General features: G+C 60.2%; 10 protein-coding genes. 4 read left to right on the top strand and 6 right to left on the bottom strand.

Features of this window, described 5'->3' with window-relative positions; all coding sequences use genetic code 11:
* Positions 1 to 45 precede the first annotated feature (45 nt).
* On the top strand, positions 46 to 510 hold the full coding sequence (locus ACZCWR_RS33930) for a hypothetical protein (protein WP_487306457.1): 465 nt from the start codon (positions 46 to 48) through the stop codon (positions 508 to 510).
* Between the two features lie 1,000 nt (positions 511 to 1,510).
* Here ACZCWR_RS33930 and ACZCWR_RS33925 read toward each other — a convergent pair.
* Positions 1,511 to 2,488 (bottom strand): ParB/RepB/Spo0J family partition protein, encoded by a 978-nt coding sequence (locus tag ACZCWR_RS33925; RefSeq protein WP_487306456.1) that lies wholly within the window; start codon positions 2,486 to 2,488, stop codon positions 1,511 to 1,513.
* Positions 2,485 to 3,705 (bottom strand): ParA family protein, encoded by a 1,221-nt coding sequence (locus ACZCWR_RS33920; protein ID WP_487306455.1) that lies wholly within the window; start codon positions 3,703 to 3,705, stop codon positions 2,485 to 2,487. The genes ACZCWR_RS33925 and ACZCWR_RS33920 overlap by 4 nt, the downstream gene beginning before the upstream one ends.
* Positions 3,706 to 4,638: 933 nt before the next feature.
* On the opposite strand from ACZCWR_RS33920, the gene ACZCWR_RS33915 reads away from it, so the two are divergent.
* The gene (locus ACZCWR_RS33915) at positions 4,639 to 6,132 is read left to right on the top strand and encodes a replication initiation protein (RefSeq protein WP_487306454.1); all 1,494 of its coding nucleotides are present in this window, start codon (positions 4,639 to 4,641) and stop codon (positions 6,130 to 6,132) included.
* A gap of 13 nt (positions 6,133 to 6,145) precedes the next feature.
* Here the strand turns inward: ACZCWR_RS33915 and ACZCWR_RS33910 are convergent, their stop codons facing one another.
* A complete protein-coding gene (locus ACZCWR_RS33910) occupies positions 6,146 to 6,925 on the bottom strand; it encodes a DeoR/GlpR family DNA-binding transcription regulator (RefSeq protein WP_487306453.1) in 780 nt (259 codons plus the stop codon).
* Positions 6,926 to 7,129: 204 nt separating this feature from the next.
* Here ACZCWR_RS33910 and glpK point away from each other — a divergent pair, with 204 nt between their 5' ends.
* Entirely contained in the window at positions 7,130 to 8,632 is a 1,503-nt protein-coding gene (gene glpK / locus ACZCWR_RS33905) for a glycerol kinase GlpK (RefSeq protein WP_487306452.1), read from the top strand.
* A 7-nt stretch (positions 8,633 to 8,639) separates the two neighbouring features.
* A complete protein-coding gene (locus tag ACZCWR_RS33900; RefSeq protein ID WP_487306451.1) occupies positions 8,640 to 10,196 on the top strand; it encodes a glycerol-3-phosphate dehydrogenase/oxidase in 1,557 nt (518 codons plus the stop codon).
* 8 nt (positions 10,197 to 10,204) lie between these two features.
* Here ACZCWR_RS33900 and ACZCWR_RS33895 read toward each other — a convergent pair whose 3' ends face one another.
* The 3 genes from ACZCWR_RS33895 to ACZCWR_RS33885 are packed head-to-tail and all read right to left on the bottom strand — an operon-like array spanning position 10,205 to position 15,114.
* Positions 10,205 to 11,359 (bottom strand): porin, encoded by a 1,155-nt coding sequence (locus ACZCWR_RS33895; RefSeq protein WP_487306450.1) that lies wholly within the window; start codon positions 11,357 to 11,359, stop codon positions 10,205 to 10,207.
* Positions 11,360 to 11,384: 25 nt separating this feature from the next.
* Complete coding sequence (locus tag ACZCWR_RS33890) at positions 11,385 to 13,796, bottom strand: TIM-barrel domain-containing protein (protein WP_487306449.1); 2,412 nt, start codon at positions 13,794 to 13,796, stop codon at positions 11,385 to 11,387.
* Positions 13,797 to 13,815: 19 nt separating this feature from the next.
* Positions 13,816 to 15,114 carry an MFS transporter gene (locus ACZCWR_RS33885; RefSeq protein ID WP_487306448.1) on the bottom strand — a complete coding sequence of 433 codons (1,299 nt, stop codon included), beginning with the start codon at positions 15,112 to 15,114 and terminating at the stop codon, positions 13,816 to 13,818.
* Positions 15,115 to 15,130: the final 16 nt, after the last annotated feature.

Below are 15,130 nucleotides of genomic sequence, written 5' to 3'. Positions count from 1 at the left end.
AGCAGGTTGATCGTTAACGCGAACAGATCAACCATCGACTCGAGCATGTCACGCCCTATTCCCTTTAAACATACGACTCAGGCGACGCGCGCGCATTTGAGCAAGTCTCAGTTGCTCCCCATTCCTCGCGCCGTTGCGGACGAGCTCGCACTTCAAGTTCACCTATCACTCGCAGCGCTGCGCGTCGGCGTGACTGACATCGGGCCCGCACAGCATGTAACCGAAGCCATGCTTCTCACCAAATTTCTTTCCGACGCCGGGCAGGGAGACTTTTCCGACGAGGACCTTCTGGCAGCAGATCAAGCGATGGCCGAAGTGTTCGACGCGGGGCGTGATTCGGGCTTGTGGCGACTTCCGGATGGCGAGTTTGAAGGGTTCGCTGGGATCGTGTCTCTCTATGACCTACAACTTCGGCGCGCGACTTTGGCAGCACTGACCGAGGCCGGGGAGCGTCTTGAACAGTTCAAGGCTGGTCGTCCGTTTCGGCAATATCAGAAGCGGCGAGCGTGATGGTGTAAGAGGAACGAATAGCTGGTGCCGTGTCGACCGTTATGCTTTTTATCTCGTTTGATACGTGTTCGCCTGGGGCCGACGGCGACTCGTCTCAAACACCGATTAGGCAGTGATATCCGAGACATCCCAGCGTTCACACCAGGAGTTTCGTGAAACATGATGAGAAAGTCATCGTAAGCGGTTGAATTGAAACGTCAAATAAACTGCTTTCTTGTCTTTTGATTGTTTCACGGGCTGCCGGGACCGTTGGCGTGTGGAGAAGATGCGTCGTGCTATGGATGTTGCATTAGCGTCGAGTAAGCGGCTACGGCGTGGGCGAGCTGTTTCTGCGTGGCTCCCGCTAAACATTTCAAGTCGCGCTTTACCGGCTCAACATGTCGACGTTCAACTCCGTGCCATACAAGATTTTGCGTCATATTCAACCAGGTTGAAGGGCTGATAAGGGAGCGCAGACATCTACTCCTGAGGAGACCACGATCTTCCTCGTACTCACGGTGCAATGGCATTTCAGCAAGCACTGCGGCCATTCCCAAATCGCTTACGGAGTGCGAAGCCTACCGCGTTTGCTGAATGTCTTCCGGACAACATGCGCCATTAAAGTTGATGTCAGAGGACCTCGCAGTCTGTTTTGCGTGGCGTGTCTCCATTGGAGACGCGCCATGCAACCACTCCCGAGAGACGGTACTCCGCGATTACGGGGATTCAGAGTTTGGTCTAGACAGCAACGTGGCTGCGTTGTTTCGCGCGGGGCGCCACCTCACGTCGACCCGAACGTGGCTTCGTCGCTGTGTCTCCACTGGAGACACCATATGCAACCGCAGCCGAGATGCCGCCGTTCGCGAAAGCAACGTTTCCGAACCGTGCGTGTCGCCCATTACCGCAAGAATTTGTACAGGACCGCCTGAGGTGTAACTGAAGTAAGCCTTTTTGTCCGTGTCTCCATTGGAGACACGGACAAAAAAAAGCCCGCGTCGCGGGCTTTTAACACTTTCAAATCTCAATGCCCTTTCGGCTGAGTCGAAAACAATCTTCCAATTACCGTTCGTATCTCTCGTTCCTGTTCTTCGGTCAGCATTGCCGTCTTGATCTTCACCGTGAAGCTTCCGATGTCTTTGGTGATATTCCCGGCCTGCTCTCGTCCGGCAAAAAATTTTTCGATACTCCGAGCGTTGCCGCCTTCGCCACCCGAGCCGCGCTTAGTTGCAAGCGCAGCAATCGCCGCTGCGTACTTTCCTTGCGGAAGGTCGCCTTTCGTCACTTCGGGCCATAGCTCAGCTGCAGCCTTCAGTCCCTCGTCTCCGTGCTTTTTCAGCGTAGCTACGACGTCCTGAGCGGCATGTCCGCCAATAAGACTTGGTTGCAAATCGAGTGTTTTGCGAACGAAATCAGGAAGGCTTTCATAAGAGAAGTAACGATAGAGTCCGGCGCGCGACATACCCAGCGCTTCTGCCATCCGTTTTCGGTCGGGAAATTCGCGTTCCGAACGCCGAATCGATACTGATATTTCATAGTCGGACAGGTCATCGCGACTGACGTTTTCGACGAGCGCCAACACTGCCATGTCCTGATCCGTGCAGTCGATCACGACCGCCCGCACCGCGTCAGCGCCCAACATCTTGTGAGCGCGCCACCGTCTCTCTCCCGCCACAATCTGGTAACCCGGCTCGGAACGCCGAACAACGATCGGCTGCATCAATCCGACTTCACGAATTGACTCTGCTAACTCCGTTAATTTTGCTTCGTTGAAAACACGGCGCGGTTGCCACGGATTCGGGGAAATTTCGCCTACCGCTAGCTGAGAAGACGTACCGGTAGATTCAAGTTCCTGAACGCGCAGTTGAGCCGCAGCCAATGCGCCAGCCATGCCCGGCGCTGTCTCTGTGCGATTCGCACGACGCGTTGCATCAGGCTTGCGCGCATCGGTCGCCTTGATCCCCGCCGTCTTGGCAAGAAGCTGTTCCCGGATGTTACTCATTGCGCAGGTCTCCATTGCTTGACGAATTGATCATCCACCCAGCGACAGTAGTCGACCAAAGGTTGTCGAACGCGAGCCAGTGACTTGGCCTGACTGTGCGTACTAGCGATGTCGAATACCGTGGTAAACGCCAGCGCACCGGAACTCATCACTGAACTTGCAGGAACCTCAAACGGATCGAGCCATTGCCGATACGCACCCTGTGCCCACGTGCGCACGACGGGCGTCGAAGCCGTCGGTCCGTAGTTGACCCTGGTCAGCAGCACGGACACAAAGTCGTACTTTTTATCTGCTTCATATCGAATGAACGACTTCGCCACATCCGAGAAAAGTCGCCAGAACGAAAGCGAACTGAAGAAATCGAGATTCTCGGGGACCATCGGCATGACCATCGCATCTGCCGCCATCAAGGCGTTCAAATTCAGATACGAGAGGGATGGCGACGTGTCCAGGATGATGTAATCGTAATGCTTGCGCAGCGGCGCGAGCCCATCCCTCAAGACTGTCCAAAATTTGAACCCGGGCAGTTTCATCTGCATGGCGGGCAGATGGTATTCGGCACCCACTAACTCGGTATGCGCCGGAATAATGTCGAGGCCATCCCAATACGTCGTTTGTACCTTTCCGAGCAGACCGCCTTCGACTTTTTGATCGTAGATAAACGGGAGGACAGTGTCTTCAGGGAAAATTTCTTTCTCCGCGTACAGCCCGCACAATTCCGAGAGCGATGCCTGAGGATCGAGATCGATTACCAGCACTTTGCGTCCGCGGAGCGTCAAGCCCTGCGCGAGGCACATTGTCGTGGTCGTCTTCGCGGAGCCGCCTTTGAGTTGCGACGTGATGATCACCTTGCCCTCAAAGCCATCGCTTGGACCTTCCACGAGTGGGGTTTGAAAAACCTCGGAAACGCGCTGAACCCATGTGCGTGTTTCGGCCAGGGTAAACATCCGGCTTCGGCTTCTTCCGGTTCCAGTAGACTGCCCCTCCGGGAGCACGCCATCGCTCTTGGAGACAAGGTAGTGAACCTGCTGACGTGTCAGCCCGCAAAGTTCGGCGATTTCTCCAGTCGTGAACATCGGCGCGCTCTTTCGAGGGCGCGGCGCGAGAATCTGATCTCGTAGTTCCGTCGCATAGTCCGTGACGACATCCGCAAAATCGCTGATTTGCGCTAACGTCACAGTTCTGTCGATTGGCATCGGTTGACTCATATTTGCCATTTCGAAGTTTTTTCCGTTTATTAAGGTTAAACGTAGAATACCGGAAATTGTCCGGCATTACTTCTGCGTAGCCGTTCAGCCGAAGGCTTTCCGTCACTTCTTTGATTTTTTTACACTTTTTTGGTGCATAGCGCAGTAAATGCACCTTGCTGTAACTGACGGATCGCACTTTCGCTCTGCCAAAAATTCTCACCTTGCGCTTTGACCGGTCGTTTCTCCACCGAATGCGGTTGCGGAAAGGTGAGAGTCTGTGTCGCTTCAAATGTACGTAAACCCCGATCCACGCTTGTCCCCGTAGCAGTCACACGCATCGAAAATCATAAAACGCGGCTAAACCCGTCGTGACGCGCCTCACAACCCTGCTTTCCGACATTCGTTCTCACCTTTGCCATTCGGCGACCTCTTCGAAGGCGTTTCTTCCGCATTGCCATTTCGACACTCACGGCGAAAAACTGCCGAAGCGGACACTCCCTCTCACCTTTAAGATTTTTCCCTTCGCGCAATCCGCCAAAGTGCGGGGTTAGTGGTTTACTTTGAAACATAAAGCCTACAAACTAACCAACAGACCTAGACTTTTTTTCGATAAATCAATTACTTAGACACAAAAGGTGAGAGTTGGTGAGGCGAAGGTGAGAGCCGTTGTTTACTCGAGGTGAGAGTTACTGTCCGGAAAGGGAGAATGACGGGGCAAAAGGTGAGAGACGCTGGCATCGGCGTGCAATAGGTGAGAGCGAGTGTAATTCGACTGACGAACCCCTTTGCTGCGGGGTCTTCCAGCCGATTCGACTGGGCTCAAAGGTGAGACTCGTTGTCACCAGGGTGAGAGTTACTGTCCGCCGACGAGTTACAAAGGGGAGAAGGTGAGAGAAACAGAACACCATCTCACCTTCGTATGCTAAAGTGCGGCGATATTCTAGAAACCGCGAATAACCCATGGCCAGCAGTGTCGAACGGCGAGTGACGCCGCTTCAATACGCGCTCGATCTGTTCGTCGAAAACGCGCCAATCCGAACGCCCATCGATACGGTGGTGTCATCGAAAGACATCGGCTATCAGAAGAACAGCGTCTTCGCGCGAATCATCGGACTTGGGTTGTCGGCTCGCCGTTTCGTGGACGCTGCCTATTTCATCGTCGCTCAGGATCCGGAGATCACGGAAACCTACGAAGTCTCGCTGAATTTCTTCAAATGGCTCATGCGCTACGAGAGCCATAACAAAAAACACTTCTCGAGTGTCGTGCGCAGCGTGAAGTCGGCCATGCTCGAAGTGACGAGCGGCCCCGTGGTTTCCGTCGATGCCAAAGGCCGCCTCCTCGAAGACCGCGCCGATCCGACCGAAGCCGACGAGGATGACGACAGCGACGACATCGGTGCAGAAGCAATCTCCGTCAACGATGACGAAGGCGACTGGCTCGAACTAATCGGACGAGTGAGCGTGAGAAGCGGGCGCATCCGTTTTCGCGTGCCGCTCGAGTTGCAGCGTCTTATCAAAGACCCTGAAAACTCGTACTGGACGAGCCTGCTCGTCACCTCGCGCTTCAAGCTCATCTACGCGCGCGCCATCTACGATCATGTGCTGCCCGAAGTCCCGCACGAGCGGACGGACTGGATCTCGCTCGACCTGATTCGAAGCCTGCCTGGCAAGTCGTGGGCCAATTTCGCGGAGTTCAAATACTTCAAGCGCGACTATCTCGAACCGGCCATCCGGCATATCAACGAACTCTCGGACATCGAGATCGCATACGAAACGCGCGCCGGCACGCCGGGCTCGCGCAAGAAAGATCAGATTCGCTTCAAGCTCAAGCGCAAGGAAGCGGCGGCGGCGGCGGATGTGGACATGCTCGCGTCTGCGTCGCTTTATCTGACACTGTTCAAGGAGTTCGGGCTGTCCGACAAACAGTTCGCGCAGATCCGCGAGAATCGCAACACATGGACGGATTCCCGCATCGAACAGGCCATCGACTATGTTCGCTGGCGGATCGTGAAGGGCGACGACATTCGGCGTGCATCGAGCTATCTCATGAAGGCGCTGGCCGAGAACTACCGCGTGGCCGATGCGGACCGTCAAATCTCGCTGTTGCAGACAGAACGCATCGAACAGGCGGCGTCGAAAAAGGGCGAGCAGCAAGCGCGTACCGGCGCGGTGGCCGCGAGCCTCGCCGCCGCGGAAGCCGCGGCCGAACAGCGTCGCCAGGACGAAGTGAAAGCCGCGCGTGACTTCTACGCCGCCGCGGAAAAGAAAACGCAGGCGGAACTGGTGCGCCGGTTCATTGCATCGAGCACGATCGGGCAGCGCGCCATCGAACGTCAGGGGTTGAAGGTCGCCGATGTCGATGAGACCAACATCATGACGTGGCCGAGTATCGCCGGCACGTTCGCATCCTTCGTTGCCGCCGAATTGCGCAAGGCGGCCCGCAAGGCGCGTTGAATCTCGGCTTGGCTTAGGTCGCCACGCGAACCGTCACGCTGGCGGCCGCGAGCGCCTCGCTCATCCACTCGGGCGGCGGGGCATCGGTGTAGAGGGTGTCGATCTGTTCGAGATGACCGAGTCGCACAAGCGCCGCGCGTCCGAACTTGGAACGGTCCGCCACGAGAAACACCGTGCGCGACTGTTCGATGATCGCCTGCGCCACGCGCACTTCGCCGATGTCGAAATCCCGCAGCGTGCCGTCCGCCTCGATCCCCGAAATGCCGATGATGCCGAAATCCACCTTGAACATACGAATGAAATCGACGGCTTGCTCGCCCACCACGCCTCGGTCGCGCGCGCGCACCTTGCCGCCGGTCACGAGAATTTCGGCATCCGAATCATCGGCGAGAATTTGAGCGACGTTCAGATTGTTCGTGATGACCCGTAACCCTTTGTGTTGACGCAGCGCGCGCGCCACTTCTTCGGTGGTCGTGCCCAGATTGATGAACAGCGTCGCGTGATCGGGGATGTCCTCCGCGACTCGCCGCGCAATGCACTGCTTTTCCTGCAAGAACATTTGCTGACGCGCGGTATAGGCGGCGTTTTCCGAACTTGTCAGCGCGCTCGCGCCACCGTGATAGCGGCGTAGCAGGTTTTGATCGGCGAGCCAGTTGACGTCGCGGCGAATGGTCTGCTGCGTGACCTGGAATTGATCCGCCAGATCCTCGATCGTCGCGAAGCCGTTTCGTCCCACGCGCTCCAAAAGTGCCTGCTGCCGGCCATTCAGCGCAATGTCGATTGCTTTGGTCATGCTCGAAATCGCAAAAAAGTGAAAAATCGGGTGGACTCGATGATTCAGTGTACGGACAAGCCTTACCGCTCGCAAGCACCTAATATTGCTTGAAAGCAGGCAATTTCATTGAGCGAACGCGCACTTTCTCCCTGATTCACACAGTGCTAAGATGTTCGAAATCGAATTAAAAAATTCATTTCCGAACATTTTCGAACGTTTCCGATGAGTCCACCTCGCTTCATTCTCGCCCTCGATCAGGGAACGACGAGTTCGCGCGCGATCGTGTTCAACCGTGCGGGCGACGCCGTCGGCCGTGCGCAGCGCGAGTTCCCCCAGCACTTTCCGCAGCCGGGATGGGTCGAGCACGATCCGCGAGCAATCTGGGAGTCGCAGTATGCAGTGGCGCGCGATGCCATGCGCGAAGCTGGCGCGACGGCGGCGGACATCGCGGCAATCGGCATCGCGAATCAGCGGGAGACCACGTTGTTGTGGGACCGCAAGACGCGCGCGCCGGTTGGCCCCGCGATCGTCTGGCAGGACCGCCGCACTGCGCCACATTGCGCACGGCTGGAAGAGGCGGGGGCGGGCGCGCTCATCGAACGAAAAACGGGTTTGCGGATCGATCCATACTTTTCCGCTACCAAGCTCGCGTGGCTGCTCGACAGCGTGCCGGGCCTGCGCGAGCGCGCGCGTCGTGGCGAACTCGCCTTTGGCACCGTCGATACCTGGCTCGTGTGGCAACTGACCGGCGGGACGCGGCACGTCACCGATATATCGAACGCGTCGCGCACCTCGCTGTTCGATATCCGCGCCTGCGCGTGGGATGACGAACTGCTCGCGCTGTTCGACATTCCGCGCGCGGTGCTGCCGGAAGTCGTGGCGTCGAGCGGGCCGATTGCATCGACGGATGCGGGCGTTTTCGGCGCATCCATTCCGATCACCGGCATCGCGGGCGATCAGCAAGCGGCGGCGTTCGGGCAGGGCTGCATCGCGCCGGGAGGCGTCAAGAACACGTATGGCACCGGCCTGTTCCTGCTCATGAACACGGGCGGCGAACCGGTCGTCTCCACGCATCGGCTGCTGACGACGCTCGGCTGGCAGATCGACGACCACCGCACCTACGCGCTCGAAGGCTCGGTGTTCATGGGCGGCGCGATCGTTCAATGGCTGCGCGACGGGCTGGGCATCATCGAAAAAGCGGCGGATGTCGAGGCGCTCGCCGCGCAATGCACCAGCACCGAAGGCGTGGTGCTCGTGCCGGGTTTCGCGGGGCTGGGCGCGCCGTATTGGGACCCGCACGCGCGCGGCACGCTGTCCGGCATGACGCGCGGCACCGGGCGCGCGCATATCGCGCGCGCGGCGCTGGAAGCCATCGCGCTTCAGACGGTCGATATGCTCGATGCCATGGAAGCCGATTCGGGCATCGCCGTGAGCGAGCTGCGCGTGGACGGTGGCGCATCGCGCAGCGACTTGCTCATGCAGATTCAGGCCGATCTGCTCGGCCGGCCGGTCGCGCGCCCGCGCATCACGGAAACGACCGCGCTCGGCGCGGCGTGTCTCGCCGGTCTCGGTTGCGGCTTTTGGCCGAGCGTGGATGAACTGCCGCATCGGCATGAAACGATGCATCGATTCGAACCGGCGATGTCATCCGATGAACGCGACGCGCACCTCGAACGCTGGCGTCGCGCGATCGACCATGCCCGCACTTGCGACCAAACAAGCTAAAAACGATATGCATACCCTTGACCGCGCCACCTTACTGCGCGAACTGGATCAAACCACGCTGTGGGATGTCATCGTGATCGGCGGCGGCGCAAGCGGTCTCGGCACCGCCGTCGATGCCGCCTCGCGCGGCTATCGCACCTTGCTGCTGGAAGCGCGCGATTTTGCCAAAGGCACGTCGAGCAAGGCGACCAAGCTCGTGCATGGCGGCGTGCGTTATCTCGCGCAGGGCAATATTCCGCTCGTGCGCGAGGCGCTGCGTGAGCGCGGGCTCTTGGCGCGCAATGCAGCCCATCTTGTGAGCACGCTCGGGTTCGTCGTGCCGGCGTATCAGGCGACGGACAAGGCGCTTTATGGCATCGGTCTGAAGGTCTACGACTGGCTCGCAGGCTCGCTGAATCTGGAGGCAAGCCGCGGGCTTGGACTCACCGAAACGCGCGCACTTTCGCCGATGCTCGCGCCTAAACTCCACGGCAAGCCCTTGCGCGGCGGCACGCTCTACTTCGACGGCCAGTTTGACGATGCGCGTCTCGCCATTACCTTGATGCGCACGCTGTTCGACCTCGACGGCGTGGCGCTGAATAACGCGACGGTGCGTGGGATCGGCGTCGTGAAAGAGGCGGGACATCACCGTTTGGATGTGGAGGATGTCGAAACCGGCGACCGGATTTCGCTCACGGCGCGCTGCGTCGTCAATGCAACAGGCGTGTGGGTCGATGAAATCCGCGCGATGGCCGACTCCACCGCACGCCCCATCGTCGCGCCGAGTCAGGGCGTGCACCTGACCTTGGCCGGCCGCTTTCTAAAAAGCGAACACGCCATTCTGGTGCCCAAGACCAAAGATGGCCGCGTGCTGTTCATCGTGCCGTGGCACGGTCAGACGATCGTCGGCACCACGGACACGCCGCGCCGCGACCTGCCGCTCGACCCGCGCGCCAGCGACGACGAAGTGAACTTCATCTTGACGACGGCGGCGGATTATCTAACCGACAAACCCACGCGTGACGATGTTCTGAGCGTGTGGGCCGGCCTGCGTCCGCTCGTCAAGTCGGATGGCGCGGCATCGACCGCTGCGCTCTCGCGCGAGCACACGATCGAATCGGGCGCGTCCGGGATGATTACCGTCACCGGTGGAAAGTGGACCACGTATCGCCTGATGGCGCAGCAAGTCATGGATCTCGCCGTGAAAAACGGCCTGCTGCCTGCTGCGCCGAGCCGCACACACAATCTGCCCTTGCACGGTTCGACAGGCGAGCCAAACGGCGGCGTCTACGGCACCGATGCATCGCTCATCGCAAAATTGCCCGGCGCATCGCGCGTGCTTGTCGCGGCGAGCGGACTGACCGAAGCGCAAACGCGTTTCGCCGTCCGCTCAGAACTGGCGCGCACGATCGAAGACGTGCTCGCGCGACGCAACCGCGCGCTGTTCCTCGATGCCGCCGCCGCGCGCCGCGCCGCGCCCGAAGTCGCGCGCATCATGGCGGAGGAGTTGGGCAAGTCCGCGCAATGGCAAACCGATCAGACAGAGCGTTTCGATGCCTTCGCGCGGAACTGGACGTTATCCTAAGTAAAATCTCAGAACGCGTGACGCATGCCGATCATCGCCACGAACTGAGACGAACCGGAAGACGGCGATGCGTTTTGCGAGTCGCCCACCACGGCTACCGCATCCGCAATGGAAACGCCATTCGACGCGATCAGCGACTTGCCACGCGCACGCTGATAGGCCTGAAGCGCGTAGAACGTCGTGCGCGCGGACATCGCGTAAGTCTGCTCCAGCGAAATCTGGTGATACTGCGCCGGATCGTCGATGCCGTTGGCCTTGCTCGCGCGCGTGTAGCTGTATCCTGCCGCGACCGCAAACGCGGGCGTGAAGCGATACGAAGCAATCGCGCCGTAGTTGTTGAACACCGCTTCGTCCGTGAACAGCGAACCCGTGCCCGGCGCGTACTGCACGTTCGAATAGTTGAGGCCGAGCATCCAGTCACGCGCCGTATAACGCGCCGCGGCCGCGATCAACTGCGCACTGCGCGCGCTCGCATAGCCGTTGTTCACTGGCGAATTGATTGCGAAACTGCCGATCGCCGGACTGGTCGCCGTCTCCTTCAGCTTGAGATAGCCGGCCGCGATGGAAACCGGCTGATAGTCATAACGCACCGCCGCGCTGAACTGACTGCCATTGGCGATGCTGCCCGGCACGCCGCCCAACCCATACTGCGCGCTGAACGCGAGACCCGCGATCGTCGGCGATAGATAGGTAACCGAATTATTCAGACGCAGCGTTGTGTCGAGCGCATCGACATCGCCGGGATGCGCGCCCGTCGCACCCGTGAGCGCGCTGGTCGGCCCGAGCGCGCCGACCATGCTGAAGTAGGGCGTGTACTGACGCCCGAGCGTGAGCGTGCCGTAACGGTCATCGCTCAGACCGACATACGCCTGACGGTTGAACAGAAAACCCGTGCTGGACTGCGCGCCCGTCGACGAGTTGAAACCGCTTTCCAGACGAAAGATCGCACGCGTGCCGCCGCCGAGATCTTCCGCGCCCAGCAGGCCGAACTTGCTCGCCTGCAAATTGCCCTGACTCATATAAACGTTCGACGCGCCGCGCTGGTTGTTGACATAGGCGAACGCATTGTCCACCACGCCATACAACGTGACGCTGCTTTGCGCGTGCGCCGCGCAGCACACCAAAGATGCCGCGAGCGGCAGAGAGACTTTCAACGACTTCATTACAGACCTTTTTCCTTGCTATGTTTCAAGGCAACCGCACGGTGAGATGGCGCCATCCGCCTTCTACGCGGTCACCGGTCAATTCACCTACCATGCACGTGACATCGCGCCGTTCCGATGCCGGCACGCTCACGCGCACTTCCTCCTGCGCATGCGGCATTCGCCCCACGCGCGCAATCGCGATCCGCAGACTTCGCGCATCGCTTCCGATGACGACCCGCCAGCGTCCCTGCGCGCCATCGCGCCACGCGTTCGTTTCGCCATCGTCCTCGATGCAATCGCCCAGCGCATTGCCTTCCTCCGCACGCGGCAGCGCGATGAACGCGCGTTCATCCGCCGGTTTCGCGAAGTGCTGCTCCGCGATGTTCAACGGCATGACGTGCCCTTCGCGAATCAGCATCACAGGCCGGTCGCACGGCGCGGGCAGGGTGATCGTCTGGCCGCCTTCGAACACTTCGCCCGTCCAGTACGATGCCCACCGCGCGCCCATCGGCAGATACACCGTGCGCTCGCTCTGACCCGGCTCGACCACGGGCGCGACCAGCAAGGCCGCGCCGAGCATCATGTCGTCGCCGTCGTGCAGGCAGCGCGGATCGTTCGGAAATTCGGCGAACATCGGGCGCAGCACCGGCTCGTAAGCCTCGTGCGACTGCCACAGCAATTCATACAGATACGGAATGAACCGGTAGCGCAGCTTGATCAGATCGGCGATGACGCGCGTGGTCTCGGGATACATCCACGGTTCGTTGACGGTGCCGTCGTCGTTCCACGAATGAATGGAAAAGCGCGGCAGAAATATACCGAACGCCACCCAGCGCGCAAGCAGTTCCGGACCGGGCGCGGGACCGGCGAAACCGCCGATATCGTGGCCGCTGTTCGATACGCCCGACATCGCCAGACCCAGACCCATCTTCAGGTTGAAGCGCAGCGTCTCCCACGAGGTGAAGTTGTCGCCCGACCACGTCTGCACATAGCGATGCATGCCGACGCCACCCGCGCGCGAGACGAGAAACGGCCGCGTATCCGGCGCATGTTCGCGTTGTGCATCGCGTGAGGCGCGCATCATCAGTTGCGTTTGCAGGACCTTCGCTTCGCGTGCGGAAAACGGCTGGCCGAAGCCTTGCGCGATGGCATCGTCGGTCCAGATTTCGAACTCGTTGTTGTCGTTCCAGGTCGATGCAATGCCATGCCGCAACAGCCTTTCCTTGATGCGCGCCTTCCACCAGTCGATGGTGTCGGGATTCGTGAAGTCGAGATACGCGCCCACTTCGTCCCAGAACTGCACCCACGCGGGCTGACCGTCGCGCGCCTCGATCAGCAGGCGCGCGCGGGCGACGTCATCGAACTCGGGATGATCGCGCAGCAAACACGGCTTGATGTTCGGACACAGGCGCACGCCTTCATCCAGAAAGCCGCGCACGAAGCCGTCGATATCCGGAAACTTCTCGCGATTCCAGTTGAACACGTAACGCTTGTTGCCGATCGACGTATAGCCCGATGACAGATGGAACGAGTCGCACAGAACGTCGTGCTCGCGGCATCGGTCGATGAATTCGTTCATGCGATGCTGCGCGTTCGGGGCATCCGTGTAGCTCATGGTCGAGCCGGAATAGCCGAGTCCCCACTTGGGCATCCACGCGGGACGGCCCGTGAGCCATGTGAAGCGGCGCACGGCGTTGAGCGGCGTATCCGGCGACGCGATGAAGTAATAGTCGAGATCGCCATGCTCCGCGACGAAGTGACGATAGTGCCCGTGATAATTGTCCAGTTCGCGACCCATGTCGAAGCGGCAGTCGGACAGCGTGTCGTAGAACAGCCCGAAGCCCGTCGATGTCTCCGGCTGCCACGTCACATAGAACGGAATGTGCTTGTACAAAGGGTCGGTCGTGCGCGCGCTGTAGCCCATTGCATCGACATTGCGCATTTCGAAGCTCGCGTTCGCGCGGTCGAGCGCGCCCGCCCGTTCGCCCAGTCCCACGTACATCTCGCCCGGCTTGCGCTCGATATAGTGATAGACGCGCTCGTCCCACCAGCCGAAGTTGTACGCCTGCGTCTTGCGGTCGTTCATCACGCGATGCCACAGCTTGCCGCGCAAAATATCCCACGCGATGAAGCCGCCGTTGAGCGTGATCGTCATGCGCAGGCAGGGCGTTTCTATCATGAGTTCGCGGTCGTCGTAGACCAGACGGCCACCGCTCGCGTTGAAACCGCTCGTGTCCATCCGGTCGCGGCCGGTGAGCGGAACGTCTTCCTCGCCCGGCGCGATTGCCCATGTGCGCGGTCCGAGCACTTCGCCTTGCGGCAGCACGAGCACGCGGATGATGTCGTCCGCGACCGAAAAGAGGTGAATCTTGCAGCCTTCGTGCGATTCGAGCGTGACGTGCCCATGCTCGATGCTCGCGACGGAGAAAATCGGGGGATGATTCAAAGTTGCCATGATGTTCACCGGTGACTGACTATTGCATCGCGTTGCTGGTGCGGGGCTCCCCGCGATCCGCGAATGTTTCCGTGCGCACGCCGCGCATGAGGATCACGAGCAGCGCCGCGCCGATCAGATCGAACGCGCCGAGCGCGCCGAACAGCGGCCCGTAACCGACCGAATCCGCGAGTGCGCCGACCATGAGCGAAAACCCGAGTCCGCCGATCCACGCGGCCATGCCCGCGAAGCCCGCAGCGGTGCCCACTTCGCCGGGCGCGAATACATCGGCGGCGAGCGTGTTGACGAGCGCCGAGATCATCTGATGCGCGAAGCCACCGACGCAGAACAACGCGATCGCTTCATAGGGCGATGCCACCAGCCCGATGCACGCCGGGCCGATCATCATGAACGCGCCGAGCACCACGCCCACGATGCGCGACGCCACGAGCGGCATGCGCAGACGCTTCATCAAGAAAGGCGAAAGATAGCCGCCGAACAACCCGCCGAGATCGGCCGCAAGAAACGGCAGCCACGCGAACAGCGCGATCTGCTTGAGATCCATGTGGCGTTCGGTGGCGAGATAGAGCGGAATCCAGAAGCTGAACGTCTGCCACGCCGGTTCCGCGAAAAAGCGCGCCTGCGCGATGGCCCAGAAGCGCCGCGTTCCGAGCACTTCGCGGATGCGCCGCTTTTCGTGCGCGTTGCCATGGACGGGCGTCTGGCCGTCCGCGATCAACGCGCGTTCCTTCTCGCCAAGACGCGGATGCCCCGCCGGCGGCCGATACAGTGCGTACCAAAGCGCGGCCCAGACGAAGCCGAGCGCGCCCGTCACGGCGAACGCGCTTTGCCAGCCGTAGCGCAGCGAAAGAAACACGACGAGCGGCGGCGCGAACAGCGAACCGAGCGATGTGCCCGCGTTGAAGTATCCGACCGCGACCGATTTCTCGCGATTGGGAAACCATTCGGCGACGGCCTTGAGGCCTGCAGGAATGGCGGCGGCCTCGAACAAGCCCATGAAACCGCGCAACGCGGCGAGCGACATCCAGCCGCCTGCGAATGCGTGCGCGACACCGGTAGCTGACCATAAGCAAGCGAACAGCGCGAAGCCGAGCCGCAAGCCAATGACATCGACGATCAGTCCGCATACCGGCTGCATGATCGTGTAGCCGACCTGAAACGCGCCGACCACATACGAATATTGCTGCGTGCTCATGTTCATGAGCGTCTTCAGTTCCGACGCCATCACGCCGAGCGCATTGCGCGACAGGTAATTGACGATCGTCCCGGCGCAGACGAGCGCGATGATCCACCAGCGCAAGCCGACGACTGTTCTCAAGATGGAGCTCCGTGTT

Source organism: Caballeronia sp. A2-2, from assembly GCF_057612605.2.
Note: the sequence above shows the minus strand (reverse complement) of the source record. Positions and strands in the feature narration are given on the sequence as shown.